Source organism: Natrarchaeobius halalkaliphilus (assembly GCF_003841485.1).
Taxonomy (GTDB): domain Archaea; phylum Halobacteriota; class Halobacteria; order Halobacteriales; family Natrialbaceae; genus Natrarchaeobius; species Natrarchaeobius halalkaliphilus.
In genome coordinates, this window is sequence record NZ_REFY01000008.1 from 1 (window position 1) to 17,867 (window position 17,867).

Sequence of the window (17,867 nt, forward strand, 5' to 3'; positions counted from 1 at the left end):
GGGTTCCTCCCGTACCCATCCCGAACACGGAAGATAAGCCCGCCTGCGTATTCGCAACTACTGGAGTGGGAGACCCTCTGGGAACGTGGATTCGCCGCCACCACTCATACTTCATTTCATTACACTCTCCCGGAGAGCGCGGGCGCTCTCCGGGGGAACTCATCCCCATACCCGAGTAGACGGCGGTCCGTCCCGTCACAACCGGGTGTTTTCGAGACTGTGGATCCTCCGCGATCCCAAATTTATTTGGAACGACTGTTATCCAACTGTGTGAGTAGATTGAGCTATGGACAACCACGGGAACTGGTGGCCCAGTACGGTGTACGATCTGCTTTCGAACTCTCGCCGCCGGTTAGTGCTGTACTCTTTATTGGACGGAGACAACGCGACGATCGACGAACTCACTCGAGAAATTGCGCTCACAGAGGGGCGAGCAACCGACGAAGACGTGATGGAGGAGATCGAGATCTCGTTGGTTCACAATCACGTCCCTCGTCTCGTGGATCACGGAATCGTGGAGTACGACGGACGAGACGACAGGGTCGAACTCACGAAGCGATTCGATGATATCCAAGCGGCTGTCGAACGGAGCAAAGAGATCGAAGTCGACGGCGTTCCAGCGACGCAGTCGGAGGTGTTCTCGGACGGGTGATGACTGCCTACGGCATCGAAGAACCCTATCTTACCGTTCGGACCACCTGCGGTTCGTCTCTATCTCCACGAGAGTCCCTGAGCAATCTCTGGCGGGGCGAGTGGACTCGTCGGTAGATTTCCGCTCGGATCGGGATCGTTGTAGGCCGTCGGGGCGACGTCGTTCGGTGCATTGGGATAGAACAGCGAGGCAATCGCGTGGATGTGTTCGCGTCCGACGTCGAGTTCGAACTGTCCGCCGCCGAACATCTGTATCTCGTGGGTGTGGCAGTAGTCGATGGTGTCGAAAAGCGACCGAACCGAGCCGAACCGGGATGGCTTGATGTTGAGCCACTTCGGTTTCCAGGGGAGGTCTTCGACCGTCTCGACTCCTCGAATGGGATAATCCCACGTCACGCGTGCTTGCGCTTCCTCGAACAGCGGTCGCGTCTCTTCGTTCAGTTCTGGGTCTTCGATGAGTGCCTGGGGAAACCCCTCGATGACACGTTCGTACAGCTCTGGGTCGGCGGGTTGATCGACCGTCGTACCGTGGTACTGGCCTTTGAGATCGAGCGTCCGTACTGCGTCGGTCGCAGCAAGCCGTTCGACGACGTCTGCTGTCCACTCGGAGGTCGGGTCGAGTTTGAACTCCAGCTCGGGATTACGGTCGAGCCAGTCGATGATCCTGTCTCCGGTCGGTGGCTCCTCCAAGCGCGTACTCACGACGAATCGAATCGGATCGTACGTGCGACCGATACGCTCGGCGAGACTGGTTTCGGACTGTTTCAGGGCGAGATCGAGTGCAGCACTCTCGAAGGCCCACCGGCGGTAGTTTCGGAAGATAGCCTGTCCGGGTTCATCACCGAAAAAGAGATCGACATCCGACAGCAGGTCCGAGAACTCATCAAAAGCGTATTCTCCCGCGACGGGGAGATCCGACGCTGCGTCGTGGAGCGTCTCGTGTGCGTCGTTGTCGTACGTGACGTCCTCCCCAGACCCGGTCACACCGTCGCCGTGTAACGAGACTATTGTCGTCGCCCGCGTGAAGCCACTGGACGTCTCTCGCTTACGTTGTCCGAGGTCGTAATCCTCGATTCGGAGTTCGAGATCGGAGAAGTGATCGTACAACATCGTGCGTCACTATTCGAACGGAAACCATTTAAATATGGAAGCGACGTTCATCGAACGTGGTAACACACGTGTTAGCCTCCGAGAGCCTCGCAGAACCGTGATGTAGCGGTATCCGTTTCTGTGAGCGCGCCGATCGACGCCGGAGCCGTATCGACGGCCTCGTAGAGGTCTTCAATGGTTAGTCCAGTCGCCTCCAAACCCGAGAGATAGATACGTCGAGGCCCTGGGAATGGGATCGGCTGAACGAGTCTCTAGCGGTAGATTTCCCTAGCGGCACATTGATTTTTCACCACCTCGTTTCGCGTACATGCCAACCGAAGACGCCGACGAACTTCGACGGATTCTCGGATACGACCGCGTTGCAGTCGTCGGGGCATCGACGTCGTACGAGAAAGCAGCACACATCGTTCCGGCGTATCTCCAGCGTCACGGGTACGAACTGCGCCCGGTCAATCCGAACGCGGACGAAATATTCGGTGAGTGTGCGTTCGATTCACTGGCGGACGTTACAGAACCCGTAGACGTCGTCGAAATCTTTCGCCCGAGTGAGGACGTTCCGGAGATCATCGCGCAGACGCTCGCTCGTGAAGACGTGAAGGCGATCTGGATGCAGTCCGGAATTCAAAACGACGAGGCAGCACTGGAGGCCGAGACGGCCGGGTTGGATGTCGTTCAGGACCGTTGTATGAAAGTCGAACACGGCCAGCTCATTCGCAACCCGATAGGTTGAGTAACGGCTGCTGGGCTGTATGGACCGTCTTCGAGACGCCAATTTCCGTATGAATACTGACAGTATTCTTCTCGAGCCGTGTCGAGGATCTGGTCTGATCGCAAAGGCGGGTCGCAGACGAGTTTGTCGATCAGGTCGTCGATTCGTTAGGAACGTATCTTCGATGGCTGTAGAAGTGTCACCCGGAACACTAACGTCCAGCCTCATCCCGTGGCGGCGTGCCGCGTCGGCTGGCTAACCCTCGTGCCGGGTGGGGGAACGACTATGGCTCCCCAGTCGCTGTCGCGCGCCCGGGTTCGCCGTGCTGTCATCGCACCCGAATGGGTATGCTCGGACGGGGACTAAAGGCGCGCACTCGTTCTACGGCCGTGGGCCGTATAACGGTTTTCAGTAGAGGTAGTCGTTTTCTGTGAGCTGGACGTAGCGTCCGTCCCGATAGGTGAATTTGCGTCGCTTGTAGGCGGCGACGATCCTCGTCGCGTCGAGACCGGCGGAGTATCGCTTCGAGATCAGAACGTTGTCTCCGCCGCCGCGTTGCATGTCAGTGACGACGTCGAACGCCCAGTCCCAGTCGTCGGGTTCGTAGTCCTTGACGATATCCGCGAATGCGACGTTTCGAAGGATTTCATCACCGATGGCGTTCTTCCAGCGGTCGTTGTAGTTCTCGAGCGAGTCCGTCGCCGCGAGTCGGCCGGCGATTTTCCCGGAGCGAACGGCGACGTGGTAGCCGCCTTCGTGGAACGCGGAGGTCGTTCCCATCGCGCCGCCGGCGACGGCGATGTTCGCGCCGACGGGGGATTCGATCGGTCGAGTCGAGGAGATCGGATAGGTCTCAGTTCCCTTTGATTTGCCGCGATCCTCGACGAGCGGAAAATCCGTTTCGACGTCGTACTCGTCGCCGTACTCGTGTTCGAGGAGCCGAGTGATGTACTCCGAACCCGATGGAAGCCCGTCGTCGGTGGGCTCGAGGAGCTTGTAGGAGCCGGGGTTGTCGACGTCTTCGAGGCGCATTCCGATCGGCATCGTGAGTCCGACGCGGGCGACGGTGCCGTCGTTTGGGAACACCCAGGGATAGGCGGTTTCGCCGGGCATGTATCCCCACCAGAACGTGAGCCAGTCGTCATCGAAGAGTTCCTCGGGGAACTCCCGGTACTCCTGATAGGCGATGTGATTCGCCTCGGGTGGCGAGAGGTAGTCGGAGACGCTCCGTCCGGGTGCGGTAAACTGATCGAGCGCGTCGAGGGTGATTCGGCGCTGGGGTCCGTCGGCGAGGACGACGTACTGGGCCTCGAGTTGGCTTCCGTCCGAGAGGGAAAGCGTGTGGGTCGGCCCGTTCGCACTGGACGCACGAAGGTCGGTCTCGAGGTCGGAGACGCCGATACCGACGCGAAGATCGGCACCAGCATCGGCTGCGCGTTCGTGTAACCAGTCGTCCATTCGGGTTCGGTTGAACGTGTAACCGAACTTCGGATAGCGCGCGTCGATACCCGTCGTCGCCAGTTCGACGGAGCTTTCGGGTCCGATGAATTCGGTGCCTTCGAGCTCCTGGAGGATTACGTCGTCCGGAATCTCCTCGTAGTCGAAGTCCATGATGTCGATCCAGTAGTCGAGCATACCCGCAGCGTCGGTCGAATCCGGGCCGGGTCCGTCGCGGTCCTCGCGAGGGACACCCTGCTCGAAGAGGACCACCTCGGCGTCGTGGGCTGCGGCTCGCTCGGCAGCGGACGCTCCGGCGGGACCGCCACCGACGATCGCGACGTCAACGTGTTCCATATACCGTGGCCTCTCGGCCGGATGTATTAAACGGCATGAAATTCCCGCCGGAGAATGCGGTCGTGGTTCCACGGGATAACTCGAGCGTTGAGACGAACGCTTTTGGCGCATCCAGCCGAGGGGATCGGTATGGCGAACCCAGAGACGGACGTTCTCGTTCTCCGGAAGGGGACACACGGAATGCCGATCGAACAGTACGTGGCTGCACTCAGAGAGCGGCTGCCGAACGGTCGCGTTCGGCTCGCGCGGACGCCTGCGGAAGAACGCGAGGAAATCCGCGACGCCTCGTTCGTCGCCGGAATGGTTCTCGAGGACGACGTTCTGGATGCGGCCGAGGAGCTCGAGGTGTTCGCGTGTGCGTACGCCGGGACCGGCCACCTTCCCCTCGAGCGCCTCGCGGAGCGGGGGGTGACGGTGACGAACGCGTCGGGCGTTCACGGACCGAACATCGGCGAGCACGTTCTCGGTGCGATCTTGCGGTTCGCACGTCGGTTTCACGTCGGAGCGCGCAGGCAGCGACGACGGGAGTGGCGCCATTATCAGAGCCACGAGCTCGAGGGATCGACCGTGACCATCGTCGGGCTGGGTGCGATCGGGAACGCGGTCTGTGATCGACTCGAGCCCTTCGGCGTCGAGACGGTCGGAGTTCGGTACTCGCCGGAAAAGGGTGGGCCGACGGACGAGGTCATCGGATTCGAAACGGCCTCGGTTCACGATGCGCTCGCACGGACGGACTACCTCGTGCTCGCGTGCCCGCTGACGGAGACGACCCAGGGATTGATCGATCAGGACGCGATGATGACGATCGATCCCGACGCGGTTATCGTCAACGTTGCGCGCGGGCCGGTTATCGACACCGATGCGCTGGTCGGTGCGCTCCGGTCGAACTGGATACGGGGCGCGTCGCTGGACGTGACCGACCCCGAACCGCTTCCGGAGGAGCACCCGCTGTGGACGTTCGACAACGTGCAGATCACGCCGCACAATGCGGGTCACACGCCGAAATACTACGATCGGCTGGCGGATATCGTTGCCGGAAACGCACGCCTGTACGTCGAAGACGGACTCGACGCGGATTTCGAAAACCGGGTCCGAATCTAGTACACTTTTTTCACACACTGACTCGAACGTGGGGTATGGAACCGATGAAGACGCAGGCGCTCGAGACCGTGCCAGTAAACCGAGCGACCGTCACTCGAGCGGGGGGATCGCCGTGACGCTGACGTTCGACGGGACGGTCGTCGTTCCAGTGGCGGATCCCGACGACGGTGAGCGGACGACCGCCGCGCTCGAGCCCTATCTCACGTCCACGAGCACTGTCGTCGTCGTCAACGTCATCGAGAAAGCCGGCGGCGGAATCGATAAGGCACCGATGGCGCAGCGAGAGGAGTACGCCGAGAAGATATACGAGCGAGCGCGACGAGCGCTTGAGGATTCGCCGGCGTCGGTCGAGTTCGACACGCTGTACGGAACGGACGTCGTTGAGACGATTTTCGCGGCGGCAGAAGACAGAAGCGCGGACGCGGTCGCGTTCACTCCGCGCAAAGGGAACCGACTCGCGGAACTGCTGACCGGCGACGTGGCGCGACGAATCGTCAGGGAGGCCACGATTCCGGTCGTCGGGCTCCCACAGGAGTGAGGGCGGGAAAAACCGTCGCCGTTAGAGGTAACCGTTTTCGAGCAGCAATTCGCCGTTCAGCACGCTCGCGCCGGCAGCGCCGCGAATCGTGTTGTGTGCGAGGCAGTTGTACTGTAGACCGAACGTGGACGCGCGGTGGCCGCCGGCGGCGATCGCCATTCCGTCACCGAGAGTACGATCCATTCGCGGCTGCGGTCGGTCCGGTTCGTCGAAGACGTAAATGAATTGATCGGGCGAGGACCGAAGGTCGAGCGACGGGTACTCGCGCATCGCGGCTTTCGCGTCGTCGGCGGTGAGTTCGTCTGCGGCTTCGACCCAGACGTTCTCGAGGTGGCCATCGATCGTCGGGATGCGGTTACACGAGGCCGCGACCTCGACGCTGTCGTGCGTGAGCGATGCACCGTCGAACTCGCCGAGCAGCTTGCGGGATTCGGTTTCGAGTTTGTCCTCCTCGCTGCCAATGTAGGGGACGGCGTTGTCGATGATCTCCATCGAGCTGACGCCGTCGTAGCCCGCTCCCGAGACTGCCTGAAGCGTCGCGACGTGGACGCGCTCGAGTCCGAACTCCGCGAGCGCGGCGAGCGTCGGAACGAACGTGATCGTCGAGCAGTTCGGATTCTTGATGAGCGCACCGTCCCAGCCGCGCTCGTCTCGCTGAACCTCGAGCAAGTCGAGGTGATCGGCGTTGACTTCGGGGATGACGAGCGGAACGTCCTCGGCCATGCGGCTGTTCGAGGAGTTCGACGAGACGACGTAGCCCTCCTCACAGAACGCCGGCTCGACGGCCGCGCCGACGCTCGAGGGAAGCGACGAAAAGAGTAGATCGACGTCGTCGTCGACGTCATCGGGGTCGGTCGCCGTCACGGTCATGTCCGCGATGTCGTCGGGAATGGGGCTGTCGACGCGCCACTTCGCTGCTTCTCTGTACGTTTTGCCAGCGCTCGATTCGCTGGCGGTCAGTGCTGCGATCTCGAACTCCGGGTGGGGCTCGAGAAGCTGAATCAGTCGTTGTCCAACGGCACCCGTTGCGCCGAGTACGCCTACTCGTACTGCCATTTTCCGCCACTCGGAGACGTGTCCGCAAAACCGTTTGGGTTTTCGTCGCTGTCCTATCGGATTAGAATGGTATACTATCGTGTATTTCTGTCGAGAGTACGAGCGCTCGCGTCGTATAGAAGAGATTAAGAAAACCCAGTTGGACCTAGAGATCGATGACGAGTACTGCCACGAACTCGAGTGAGAATACCGGACTGCTCAAGACCCGATTCAGTATCGGTGCGGCTGGGCTCGCTGCGATCAGCGTCCTCGTTGCACTCCTCTTTGCCTGGACTGGATATCGGGGGGATGAGTTGTTGATCGTCGGGACGGAGATGGACGTCGTGACGGGGATGGCCGGGGCGATGATGGCGTTGTTCATCGCCGTCGTTGCGCTGATCGCCGCAGCCTACATGGAGCCCGGCTTCGATCACTGATCTCTCGACCCGGAACCGGGTCTCGTCCGGTAGTACGCGTGAGAACCACTTCGAACGGCGTCGACGATCGTGAGTCGCGCCGCTCGAGATCGTGATCGCTCGAGGAACACTCGAAAAATTATGCGGGAATCTGAGCGCTTTTCTTCCGGGTGACGTAGCCCGCGATCCGATTTCGAACGCCCTTGGATTCGACGTTGGTGAGCTTCGTGACGCTGTCTTTGTTCTGCTCGAAATCGGTCGTGAACGCGTCCGGGTACCGCTCTAAGAGGAGGTTCCCGGTCTTCTTGACGTAGGCCGGTTTGATTGCCATAGAAAGTGCTTCCGTCCAGAGGCTCTTAATCCCTTTCTTGTTGGCGTGCTACTGTGCCTTTGCTCCGGTGACGGGCGTTCGGTCGGGCTGCTCGGATCGGTCGTCGGGCGTTTCCTCGTCCGCTTTGCTCATCAGTTCGGTGAACTTCTCCGAGCGGTCGGCGATCCGATCCATCGTAGCGCTGTCGGGGGACGTCTCCCCGGCTTCGATCAGGAACGTCGTGATGACGACGGTCTTTACCCAGGGTTTGAGGAAGCCGACGTAAATGGTGAGAAACAGCCCACCGACGACGGCCCAGCCGGTGACCTCGAGTGCCGGTGAGAGGTTTCCGAGCACGTTCGCGAGTGGCGTCAGTGCGAGGAGAACGCCCAGCCCGGCTGCGTACATTCCGAGCACGATCAGCATGGTCGATCCGAGCACCGGTCTCCAGTTCTTTCCGTAGAGGACGACGCCGTCTCTGGCGGCGGTCCAGGCGTTTTTGTCCGGATTGGTGAACATGTAGGCGATGATCGCTTCGTCGATGTAGGATGCCGCGATCGCGACGGCTTTCCCGACGATCTGGATCAGTTGGCGCAACGCCGGAACGACGGCGAAGGATTTCGCGAACGAGAGGGCGCCGTCGTTGAACTGCTTGATGACGCCTTTGATCAGCGCGTCCACGGCGAAGAGAGCGCTCGCTTCGGTGAAGTGTTCCGTCACCCGCTCTTTTCCGTACTGGAACTGATTCGGCGGGACCTCGCCCGTTTCGACGATGTGGGCGATCACGGCGATGTGTCCGGCTTTGACCATATACAGGATGTACCTCGCGGCCAGTCGCCACGCGCCGACGAACAGGACAACGGCAACGAGCAACCCGACGCCTGCGATCGGGCCCGAGAGCGTTCCCGAATCGAGAAGACTCAGTCCGAACCAGAGGATCACCCCGAAGTACAGTACCGTAACGAGCCCGAGAAGGATGCCGACTCCCATTCGAAGCAAGACGAACGGCATCGTTTTCCGAAAGATGCTCGTTGCTTTCCTGAAGTGTAGTACCATGTAGATTTATCGTTGTTCGCCACGTGTTAAAAACCTATAGATATACGAGCACGATCGTGGACTCCACGGCAGATCCTGTTCGGATCGGTTTCCTCAGTCGCCACGCGAGACCGCGCTCAACTACCGGATAGTCACCTCACCAGGACGAGTTACCACTTCGAGTGCTCACGCACGCGCTCGAGCGCGGCCCGGTCGCGTGAGTCGCCGGCCCGGTCGACGACCGCCGCGTAGTACTCGAGACGCCGTCGAAGCTCGTCCTCGTCGTAGCTATCGACCTCGAGGCGCGAGGCGGCGACGGTCGCTTCGACGACGGCATTGAATCCGCGGCCGATCGTGGGGACGGTCGTCGAACGAACCGCGGAGTCGACTGGTTCGAGCTCCCACTCCTCCCAGTCGGTTCCGTCGTCGGCTCCAGTCGACATCCGAGACACGGAGACGCGAACCCAGGCGGTTGCGTCGTCCAGAACGGGCTCGCCAACCTCGAAGATCGAGAGCGCGGCGTCGGTGAACACGACGGGATCGTCGACGAACTGGACGTACCCCGCACCCCGTCGGTGGAAGTTCCGTCGAGTTCGGGTGTTCCCCCAGGTTCTCGCGGTCACCGGATCGCCCGCGAACAGGCCGAGTGCGGCGACGTTCCACCGATCGTTCGGACCGAGCGTCGCGACGACGGTTTCGGTGACGCCGGTGAGTGAGACCGGCCATCCCGCTGACGGCTCGCTGTCCGGAACCGACTCGTCCGACGATTTCGAAGGCGGTCTGTCGGTCATATTTCGAGGGTTTCGCACTCGAGGGCGATGAACAGTCCGGCTGCGGTGACGTCCGCCGTCGTTCCGGGGTTGACCCCTCGCTCGACGAGCTCGTCCGCGAACGTCTCGACGGCCTCCGGCTCGGTCTCGAGTGCGTCTCGGTCGAGCAGTTCGCTGGCACGGTCGGTGACCTCGCGTGCGACCGCGTCGCCGTGTCGTTTGGCGATGAGGGTGTCGGGTCGCTCCGCAAGCAGGGAGAGAAAGACCGCTGCCGTTCGATCGAGTGGTGTTCCGTTTGCGGTGGCGAGGAGCTCGCTCGCGAGGAAGGATCGCTCGAACCCGTAAACCCACTCGCGGGCGACGTCGTCCCCGGGTACGCTGCGCTCTAGCACGTCGAACAGCGTCAGGGATCGGTCCTCGAGCGTCGGGACCGCGTCGCGTCCCCGGCGGACGTCGAGGGACTCCATCTCCTCGGGCGGGTCGGAGACGAAGACGTCGACGTGTTCGAAGGCGCGATAGAACGCCGCGGCGTCGTCGACCGTCGTCCCCTCGACGACCGACTCGACGGCGGACGGTGACAGCTCCTCGCGAGCCGCCCGGACCAGCGGGACGGTCAACAACAGTGCGCCGAACTGGGTGTTATCGCCACGCTGATCGGACATCCCCTCGATTGCGACCTCGAACGACCGACCGACCGCCGCACCGTTTGCCGCCATCTCGAGGCCGCGCTGAGCGCCCACCGCTCCGGCGAGGAAGTGTTCGAACCGGAGGTCGTCGAGGTCGCGGCGACGGTCCACGTTACCGGGCTTGGGCGTGCCCGCAACCTCGAGCAGGAGGGCCAGTTGTGCGTTCTGGGCTGGCGTTCGCATGGGTTTCGATCGAACGGCCGCGGATTTAGCGGTGGCGGCTCGGTGAAGCGGGAGTGGTTCGGAAATGGTGGGGAAAATCACCACGGCTAAACGGACGCCCTACCAACCGCCCGTCGATGACCGCCGAGGACGACGAACCGACGTGGGACCGGCCGGACGACCTAGAGGCCGCTCGCGAGGCGCTGATCGGGTGGTACGAGGACGACCACCGCGAGTTCCCGTGGCGTCGGACCGACGACCCGTACGCGATCCTCGTAAGCGAGGTGATGAGCCAGCAGACTCAGCTGGGACGGGTCGTCGAGGCCTGGAACGCGTTCATCGAGCGCTGGCCGACGACGGCGGCGCTCGCGGCGGCCGACCGGGCCGAAATCGTCGGGTTCTGGACGGATCACAGCCTCGGCTACAACAATCGGGCGAGGTACCTCCACGAAGCCGCCGGGCAGGTCGAAGCCGAGTACGGTGGCGAGTTCCCCGAGACGCCCGCCGAACTCGAGGAGCTGATGGGGGTCGGACCCTACACCGCGAACGCGGTGGCGAGTTTCGCGTTCAACGCGGGCGATGCCGTCGTCGACACGAACGTAAAGCGGGTTTGCTACCGCGCGTTCGGCGTCCCGGACGACGACGCTGCGTTCGAAGCGGCCGCGAACGAACTCATGCCGGAGGGCCGGTCGCGGGTGTGGAACAACGCCGTCATGGAACTCGGCGGAGTTGCGTGTGGTCAGACGCCCCGGTGTGACGAAGCAGGTTGTCCGTGGCGCGAGTGGTGTGGTGCCTACGCGAGCGGGGATTTCACCGCGCCCGACGTCCCGACGCAGCCGAGTTTCGACGGAAGCCGCAGACAGTTTCGGGGTCGTGTGATCGCCGTCCTCCGGGAGTACGACGAACTCGCGGTCGATACGCTCGGCCACCGGATTCGCGTCGATTACGCGCCGGACGGCGAGAACGGCCGCGAGTGGCTCGAGGAGCTACTTTCCGACCTCGACGACGACGGGCTGGTCGACGTCGAGCGACGCGATGACGGGACGGTCGCCCGACTTCGCCGGTAGGGGAAACTGATACTAGTTACTCAAATAAGCTATTGAAACCACGAGAAGTTATATACCTCGGCAAAGAATCGTTTTCCAGATGATGGAGTCTGGGAGAGACGACAGTACCCGGACGACGCGCCGAACGGTTCTCGCGGCGGTCGGCGGGGTCGCAGGCGCTGGCGTCGTCGGTGGCTGTCTGGGACGGGCCGGCGGCTCCGTCAGCGTCCTGTCCGCGGGGAGCCTCGCTCACACCTTCGAGGACCACGTCGGACCGGCGTTCGAAGATGAGACGGGAATCGCCGTCCACGGGGAGTACTACGGGGCCAACGCGGTGATGCGAATGGTAGAGGACCGGACCAAACATCCGGACGTCATCGTCAGCGCGGACGCTACCCTGCTCCGCGACAGGCTCTACGGCGAGTTCACCGACTGGGATATCGAATTTGCGACCAACAGTGTTGGTCTCGCGTACGCTCGCGAGAGCGAGTTCGGTCGGCGTCTCGAGGACGGCGAGCCCTGGTACGAACTGGCTCGAGAGACCGACGCGCGCGATCTCGCTATCGGTGATCCGAACCTTGATCCGCTCGGGTATCGTGCCGTCCAGGCGTTCGAACTTGCCGAGCGGGAGTACGATCTGGACGGGTTTCGCGAGGAGATGATGGAACTGGTCTACGAGGAGCCCGAAGAGCCACAACTGCTGACCGGAGTCGAAAGCGGATCGCGCGCCGCAGCCGTCGCCTACCGAAATATGGCGGTCGATCACGATATCCCGTTCTTCGAGTTTCCCGAGACGTACAGTTTCGCTGATCCGGAGCGAGCGGATCACTACGCCACGGTCGAGTATACGACGGACGAAGGCGACTACACCGCGGAGGGACGACCGGTGGTGTACAACGCGACGGTGAACGACGAAGCGGACGAACCGAACGCTGGCCTCAGGCTCGTTCAGTTTCTCGGCGACAATCCCGAGAGACTGGTCGACGCCGGGTTGACCGTTGGCGAACAGATTCCACGAGCGTCCGGCGAAGTTCCCGGAGCGATCGACGTATGAGTCTCTCCGCGGAGTCCGCTTCCGGCCGGTCGAGGCGGACCCCGGAACTGCTCGTTCCGGCACTGCTCGGCGGGGTTATCCTCGCTTACTTTGCCCTCCCGTTTCTGACGTTTCTCTCGAGAACCGGGACGGCGAACGTCGTCTCCGGGCTGACGACGCCGAACGCACAGGTGGCGATTCGCAACTCACTGATCACCGCCCCGCTCTCGACGACGATCGCGACCGTTTTCGGGGTCCCGCTCGCGTACGTCCTCGCGCGGCGATCGTTCGTCGGGAAACGTCTCGTCGAGGCGCTGGTTATCCTACCTCTCGTCGTCCCGCCCGTCGTCGGCGGAGCGATGGTCCTCACCGCGGTCGGCCGGTTCACCCCGATCGGATCCGCGGCCGCCGCGGTCGGGATCTCGCTCACCGACAGCCTCGTCGGCGTCGTCCTCGCCCAGACGTTCGTCGCCGCACCGTTCGTTATCATCACGGCTCGAGCGGGGTTCGGGGCCGTCGACGAGCGCCTGGAACGCGCCTCACGATCGCTCGGATACGGACCGCTCGCGACGTTCTGGAACGTCTCACTTCCGCTGGCTCGCGGCTCGATCGTCGCGGGAATTACGCTGACGTTCGTCCGGGCGATCGGGGAGTTCGGCGCGACGATGATGGTCGCGTACAACCCGCGAACGATGCCCACGCGGATCTGGGTCGACTTCATCGCCGGCGGGATCGACGCGATCGTTCCGCTCGGCGTCGCGCTGCTCGCGATCACGCTCGCCGTGTTGGCTGCAGTACAGCGTTTCGGTCGGGTTCCGACGGTGATCGACCGATGATTCTCGAACTCGAGAATCTCACGCACCGGTACGGAAGCGAATCGGCCGTCGACGGCGTCTCGTTCGGCCTCGAGTCGGGAGAGCTCGTCGCGCTTCTCGGTCCGAGCGGCTGTGGGAAGACGACGATCGTTCAGGCGATCGCCGGCCACGTTCGTCCCACGTCCGGGGAAGTCCGCCTTCGCGGAACGGCGGTCACCGACGATCCGCCGGAGTCGCGGACGGTCGGTCTCGTATTTCAGCAGACGACGCTGTTTCCGCACTTGACCGTGGACGAAAACGTCGGATACGGACTCGCCGCCCAGGGTATCGACCGCGAACGGCGAGCCGACCGCGTCGGGGAGTATCTCGAGCTGGTCGGGCTCGAGGAGCGAGGCGAGGCCTACCCGGCGGAACTGAGCGGAGGTCAGCAACGTCGGGTCGAACTCGCACGAGCGCTCGCGCCGCAACCGGACGTCCTGATTCTCGACGAGCCGTTGTCGGGACTCGATCGAGCGTTGCGCGAACGGATGCGCGGGGAGATCGCTCGCATTCAACACGAAACCGGCGTGACGACGCTCTGTGTCACTCACGACCAGGAAGAGGCGATGGCGCTCGCCGACCGTCTCGTCGTGATGAACGACGGGAGTCTCGAGGGCGTCGGTACCCCGCGCAGCCTCTTCGAGTCGCCACCGAACCCGTTCGTCGCCTCATTTCTGGGGCGCTCGAACGCGCTCACGGGGACCGTCGTCGATCGTGGACCGCCAACGATCGAGGTCGAGGGTGCGACCGTCGAACTCGATGACGCTTCGCGGACGGGTTCTGCGGGGGACGAACTCACGTGTCACGTTCGTCCGAAAGACCTCTCGCTGGCGAGCCGCGGCGCTCGGAACTCTGGGCCGTCGATGACGGGAACGGTCACCTACGTCGCGGACGTCGGCAGACGGTTCGACGTGAGCCTTCGCCTCGAGTCCGGTGCGGAACTCGTCGTCGAGCACACCGGTGATCCGCCGGCGATCGGGGACGACCGACCGATCGTGATCGATCCGACGGCGCTAACGGTCTTCGACGGTTCCAGCGGGAACGACGAACCGACGGCGACCATCGCGTGAGAGACGGGACAATCGGCCGTCGAGCGATTGTACATTCGAATCCGACGGAAAGGTCCGAACACGGGATATTTGGGAACGCCGCTCCTTTAGATCGGTATGGCCGACGTTCACGTCGTTGCACTCTGTGGAAGCCTGCGTGGCGATAGCGTCACTCGGACCGCACTCGAGCAAACCCTGGAGGCCGCAGCCGATCTCGGTGCAAACACCGAACTGATCGATCTTCGGGACTACGATCTCCCGGTGTTCGATGCCGACCGCGACCGCGAGGATGCGGGCGATGCGGAGCGGCTAGCAGACCGGATGCGACGGGCAGACGCAATCGTTCTTGGGTCACCGATGTATCACGGTTCGTACTCCTCGCCGCTGAAGACCGCCCTCGACTACTGTGGCTTCGACGAGTTCGAAGACACGACCGTCGGCTTGCTCGCGGTCTCTGGAGGGGCGTTTCCGGTGACGGCTCTCGAGCACATGCGATCGGTCTGCCGGGCGCTGAACGCGTGGGTGATTCCCCACGAAGCCGCAGTTTCGAACTCGAACTCGGTGCTCGAGGACGGCGAGTTCGCGGATTCGACCCTCGAGAAGCGAATCCGCACGCTCGGTCAGCGAGCGGTCCAGTACGCGACGATCGAGCCGGATCCGGATTCCTTCGAGAGCGACCAGAACGTGGGCGCAACGGGGAAGTGACCGGCGACCGAACGTCTAGCTCGAGCGGCTCACTGCTCGAGACGTCGAGTAAACCGATACTGGTGGGCGAGAAAGGCACAGATTCCGAACGCGAGCGAACCCAACTGGACGGCCTCGAGGCGGAACACGATCGTCGTCACGTCGAACGAAAGCGGTGGAGTGACGAGGGTGAGATCGACGAACCAGACCGACGCGAGCAGTATTGCGCCACCGACGGCGAGTGTGATCGCCGTCAGCGCCGACTCCACCGTCGGCCGAGGCGACGGTCGCTGTTCGAATACGCACCGTTCGAACGCGAACTGACAAACGAGAACGACGACGAGCGTCACGGTCGCGATGGCGATTCCCTGGGTTCCGCCGACGAGTTCGGCAACGAGCAGCCAGATCACCCAGCCGGCCGTAAGCGAGAGCGCAACGGCGAGTCGGTGTGGCCGGAGGAGATCGTTCAAATCGCTGACTGCAACACCGAAGACGCCCGTTCTGAGCAGCGAGCCACAGAACAGGATTCCGAGTCCGGCGAGCGCTGTCGTGGTCGACCGAGAGCCAACGACCAGAACGAACCAGAGGCCCACCGCGAGGGTTTCGACTGTCGCTGCCGTGAGCGCCACCGTCAGTCCGACGACTCGGTGACGGGTAGTCCGACCGAGCATTCCGGGCTGTCGAATAACGCTCATAGTCCGAACTCGAGCGCGTCCGGTTTCGTTATGCAAGACGTTACCGTGGCGAACGGATACCGTTCGTGACTTTATAGGAGAGAAATACGCTGTTTCTTCGTGCGTGTTTCTGAGTTATCCCACAGCCGACACCAGCCGTGTGTTCGATACGAAACCCGACTGACCGCCCGCGAAGACCGGGTTTCGCGGCGACGATCGAGAGATGTCGCGACGTCGTAATATCGTGTTTCGCTCCCACTCACTCGAGTAATATTCTGTTAGTCGGACCTGTCATCGTGGATGATCGCGAAACGTTGGACAGAATTATGTACAGCGATGTGGTCGTGACGGATTATGCCCGAAACGGAACAACAGGACAAGACGCTATCCGAGCTCGTGGTAAAGGAAGCGATCGGGAAAGGCCTCGATACCCCACTCCGGGAGTCGATTCTCGAGGCGGTCGACGAAAGCGAGGCCGGCGGATCTGACAGCCGAGTTCCGCTCGCGGGGGCGTTGTTCGGCCTCGGTGCAGCAGTCGGCTTTCTCGCAGGTCGACACAGTCCGTCGCTCGAGGAGACGCCGCTCGAGGATCTCGACGAGACGGAACTCATCGACGTCGATGAGAGCGACGACGAGAGGCCACTCGAGGTGGGTTCGGAGGAAACGGACGAAGCCGAGGAAGAGGGTTCCTCGAGCCGTCTCGCACGGCTGGTACTCGTTCTGGGAGCGATCGCGGGGATCGCGCTATTGCGACGGCGACTCGGCGACGACGAGGACGACTGGGAGCCGATCGAGGAGTTCGAGCCCGCGACGAGCATCGACGCGGACGAGGGGGCGGAGGCGACCGACGAGAACGAGGCGGACGCGGACGACTCCGACGACCTCGAAAGCGATCTGGGCGCGGACGACGAGTAACGCTCCGAACGGACAAGAACGACGCCGAACAGGGCGCTCTAACTGGCACGATTATTGGTACGGTTTCGTCGTAGCGTCGCCTGACGAAGGAGCTAAGGGGACGACGACGCCAGTGTACATCCAATGGAGACGACCCATCGCGTCTACGTCGAGGATTCGCGCGACCTCTCGAATCTCGACGACGATTCCGTCGAACTCGTCGTCACGTCCCCACCGTATCCGATGATCGAGATGTGGGACGACCTCTTTACCGACCTCGACCCGGCCATCGGGGACGCACTCGAGTCGGGCGACGATCGGGCCGCCTTCGACGCGATGCACGCCCAACTCGAGGCCGTCTGGGACGAACTCGAGCGGGTCCTCGTCGACGGCGGCCTCGCGTGTATCAACGTCGGCGACGCGACGCGGTCCATCGGCGGGCGCTTTCGAGTCTATCCGAATCACGCACGAATACTGGAATCGTTCGAAGCCCGCGGGTTCGACCCGCTTCCCGACGTCCTCTGGCGAAAGCCGACCAACAGCGCCGCCAAGTTCATGGGGAGCGGGACGCTACCGCCGAACGCCTACGTCACCCTGGAGCACGAGTACGTTCTCGTCTTCAGAAACGGCGGAGAAAAGCGGGAGTTCGAACCGCGAGCCGACCGACGGTACGAGGCGGCGTATTTCTGGGAGGAACGAAACCGGTGGTTCTCGGACGTCTGGACGGACGTCCGCGGCGAGCTACAGGACCTCGAGTTCGACGGCGAGGGAAGCGACCTTCGCGAGCGTTCGGCCGCCTATCCCCTGGAGATACCCTACCGGCTGATCTGTATGTATTCGACCTACGGTGATACCGTTCTGGATCCGTTCTGGGGGACCGGTACGACCTCGCGTGCGGCGATCTGTGCCGGCCGAAACTCCGTCGGCTACGAACTCGAGGACGCCTTTCTCGAGGTGTTCGACGATCGGGTCGACGCCGTTCCGGAACTGTCGCGTTCGATCGGCCGGTCGCGTCTCGATCGTCACCGCTCGTTCGTCGAAAACCGTCGCGATGACGGAAAGAGCCTCGGCTACGAGGCCGTTCACTACGAGACGCCGGTCGTCACGAAGATGGAGCGATCGATCAGGCTTCGCGAGGCGACCGCCATCGACGAACGTTCGGACGGCTACCGAGTCGAACACCGGCCGCTGTCGATCTCGCTCGAGTCACCCACCGGGTGAGTCCTCGTGGGAGCTGCTGTTCCGCCGGACGGTATCCGTTGGATGGTACTATTCCACCGCATCGCCTCCGCTGGATAGTTTCGTGGAGCGCTCGG

20 protein-coding genes and 1 rRNA gene are annotated in these 17,867 nt (G+C 62.6%); 13 read left to right on the top strand and 8 right to left on the bottom strand.

Annotated elements, in window-relative coordinates; genetic code table 11:
* Window positions 1-103 (top strand): 5S ribosomal RNA (gene rrf, locus EA462_RS16605); the annotation flags it as partial.
* A gap of 183 nt (window positions 104-286) precedes the next feature.
* Window positions 287-652 (top strand): DUF7344 domain-containing protein, encoded by a 366-nt coding sequence (locus EA462_RS16610; protein WP_124179703.1) that lies wholly within the window; start codon window positions 287-289, stop codon window positions 650-652.
* Between the two features lie 59 nt (window positions 653-711).
* Here EA462_RS16610 and EA462_RS16615 read toward each other — a convergent pair whose 3' ends face one another.
* Window positions 712-1,761 (bottom strand): hypothetical protein, encoded by a 1,050-nt coding sequence (locus EA462_RS16615; protein WP_124179704.1) that lies wholly within the window; start codon window positions 1,759-1,761, stop codon window positions 712-714.
* Window positions 1,762-2,068: 307 nt separating this feature from the next.
* On the opposite strand from EA462_RS16615, the gene EA462_RS16620 reads away from it, so the two are divergent.
* The gene (locus EA462_RS16620) at window positions 2,069-2,491 is read left to right on the top strand and encodes a CoA-binding protein (RefSeq protein WP_124179705.1); all 423 of its coding nucleotides are present in this window, start codon (window positions 2,069-2,071) and stop codon (window positions 2,489-2,491) included.
* A gap of 387 nt (window positions 2,492-2,878) precedes the next feature.
* On the opposite strand, the gene EA462_RS16625 is transcribed toward EA462_RS16620, so the two are convergent.
* Window positions 2,879-4,264, bottom strand: a complete 1,386-nt coding sequence (locus EA462_RS16625) for an NAD(P)/FAD-dependent oxidoreductase (RefSeq protein ID WP_124179706.1) — start codon at window positions 4,262-4,264, stop codon at window positions 2,879-2,881.
* 129 nt (window positions 4,265-4,393) lie between these two features.
* Between EA462_RS16625 and EA462_RS16630 the strand changes: the two genes are divergently transcribed.
* Together EA462_RS16630 and EA462_RS16635 are read left to right on the top strand one after the other, a co-directional pair.
* Window positions 4,394-5,365, top strand: a complete 972-nt coding sequence (locus EA462_RS16630; protein ID WP_124179707.1) for a D-2-hydroxyacid dehydrogenase — start codon at window positions 4,394-4,396, stop codon at window positions 5,363-5,365.
* A gap of 112 nt (window positions 5,366-5,477) precedes the next feature.
* Complete coding sequence (locus EA462_RS16635; RefSeq protein ID WP_124179775.1) at window positions 5,478-5,903, top strand: universal stress protein; 426 nt, start codon at window positions 5,478-5,480, stop codon at window positions 5,901-5,903.
* A gap of 21 nt (window positions 5,904-5,924) precedes the next feature.
* On the opposite strand, the gene asd is transcribed toward EA462_RS16635, so the two are convergent.
* Window positions 5,925-6,959, bottom strand: coding sequence for an aspartate-semialdehyde dehydrogenase (gene asd / locus EA462_RS16640; protein WP_124179708.1), 1,035 nt, complete (start codon window positions 6,957-6,959; stop codon window positions 5,925-5,927).
* A gap of 155 nt (window positions 6,960-7,114) precedes the next feature.
* Between asd and EA462_RS16645 the strand changes: the two genes are divergently transcribed.
* Window positions 7,115-7,375: a hypothetical protein gene (locus EA462_RS16645; protein ID WP_124179709.1), complete on the top strand. Its 261-nt coding sequence runs from the start codon at window positions 7,115-7,117 to the stop codon at window positions 7,373-7,375.
* A gap of 118 nt (window positions 7,376-7,493) precedes the next feature.
* Here EA462_RS16645 and EA462_RS16650 read toward each other — a convergent pair whose 3' ends face one another.
* The 4 genes from EA462_RS16650 to EA462_RS16665 all read right to left on the bottom strand — a co-directional run bounded on the left by EA462_RS16650 (window position 7,494) and on the right by EA462_RS16665 (window position 10,338).
* Window positions 7,494-7,685, bottom strand: coding sequence for a 30S ribosomal protein S17e (locus EA462_RS16650; RefSeq protein WP_124179710.1), 192 nt, complete (start codon window positions 7,683-7,685; stop codon window positions 7,494-7,496).
* Window positions 7,686-7,733: 48 nt separating this feature from the next.
* The gene (locus EA462_RS16655) at window positions 7,734-8,720 is read right to left on the bottom strand and encodes a hypothetical protein (RefSeq protein WP_124179711.1); all 987 of its coding nucleotides are present in this window, start codon (window positions 8,718-8,720) and stop codon (window positions 7,734-7,736) included.
* 149 nt (window positions 8,721-8,869) lie between these two features.
* On the bottom strand, window positions 8,870-9,490 hold the full coding sequence (locus EA462_RS16660) for a DUF447 domain-containing protein (RefSeq protein ID WP_124179712.1): 621 nt from the start codon (window positions 9,488-9,490) through the stop codon (window positions 8,870-8,872).
* On the bottom strand, window positions 9,487-10,338 hold the full coding sequence (locus tag EA462_RS16665; RefSeq protein WP_124179713.1) for a triphosphoribosyl-dephospho-CoA synthase: 852 nt from the start codon (window positions 10,336-10,338) through the stop codon (window positions 9,487-9,489). Before EA462_RS16665 ends, EA462_RS16660 begins: the two co-directional genes overlap by 4 nt.
* A gap of 116 nt (window positions 10,339-10,454) precedes the next feature.
* Here EA462_RS16665 and EA462_RS16670 point away from each other — a divergent pair, with 116 nt between their 5' ends.
* The 5 genes from EA462_RS16670 to EA462_RS16690 all read left to right on the top strand — a co-directional run bounded on the left by EA462_RS16670 (window position 10,455) and on the right by EA462_RS16690 (window position 15,004).
* Window positions 10,455-11,384: an A/G-specific adenine glycosylase gene (locus EA462_RS16670; protein ID WP_124179714.1), complete on the top strand. Its 930-nt coding sequence runs from the start codon at window positions 10,455-10,457 to the stop codon at window positions 11,382-11,384.
* Between the two features lie 79 nt (window positions 11,385-11,463).
* Window positions 11,464-12,417 carry an extracellular solute-binding protein gene (locus EA462_RS16675; protein WP_124179715.1) on the top strand — a complete coding sequence of 318 codons (954 nt, stop codon included), beginning with the start codon at window positions 11,464-11,466 and terminating at the stop codon, window positions 12,415-12,417.
* Window positions 12,414-13,232: an ABC transporter permease gene (locus EA462_RS16680; RefSeq protein WP_124179716.1), complete on the top strand. Its 819-nt coding sequence runs from the start codon at window positions 12,414-12,416 to the stop codon at window positions 13,230-13,232. The genes EA462_RS16675 and EA462_RS16680 overlap by 4 nt, the downstream gene beginning before the upstream one ends.
* The gene (locus EA462_RS16685; protein WP_124179717.1) at window positions 13,229-14,320 is read left to right on the top strand and encodes an ABC transporter ATP-binding protein; all 1,092 of its coding nucleotides are present in this window, start codon (window positions 13,229-13,231) and stop codon (window positions 14,318-14,320) included. Before EA462_RS16680 ends, EA462_RS16685 begins: the two co-directional genes overlap by 4 nt.
* Window positions 14,321-14,416: 96 nt before the next feature.
* Entirely contained in the window at window positions 14,417-15,004 is a 588-nt protein-coding gene (locus tag EA462_RS16690) for an NADPH-dependent FMN reductase (RefSeq protein ID WP_124179718.1), read from the top strand.
* Between the two features lie 29 nt (window positions 15,005-15,033).
* On the opposite strand, the gene EA462_RS16695 is transcribed toward EA462_RS16690, so the two are convergent.
* Window positions 15,034-15,678 carry a hypothetical protein gene (locus EA462_RS16695; protein ID WP_124179719.1) on the bottom strand — a complete coding sequence of 215 codons (645 nt, stop codon included), beginning with the start codon at window positions 15,676-15,678 and terminating at the stop codon, window positions 15,034-15,036.
* A 333-nt stretch (window positions 15,679-16,011) separates the two neighbouring features.
* Here EA462_RS16695 and EA462_RS16700 point away from each other — a divergent pair, with 333 nt between their 5' ends.
* Window positions 16,012-16,572 (top strand): hypothetical protein, encoded by a 561-nt coding sequence (locus EA462_RS16700; protein ID WP_124179720.1) that lies wholly within the window; start codon window positions 16,012-16,014, stop codon window positions 16,570-16,572.
* Window positions 16,573-16,695: 123 nt separating this feature from the next.
* Entirely contained in the window at window positions 16,696-17,772 is a 1,077-nt protein-coding gene (locus EA462_RS16705; protein ID WP_124179721.1) for a DNA-methyltransferase, read from the top strand.
* Window positions 17,773-17,867: the final 95 nt, after the last annotated feature.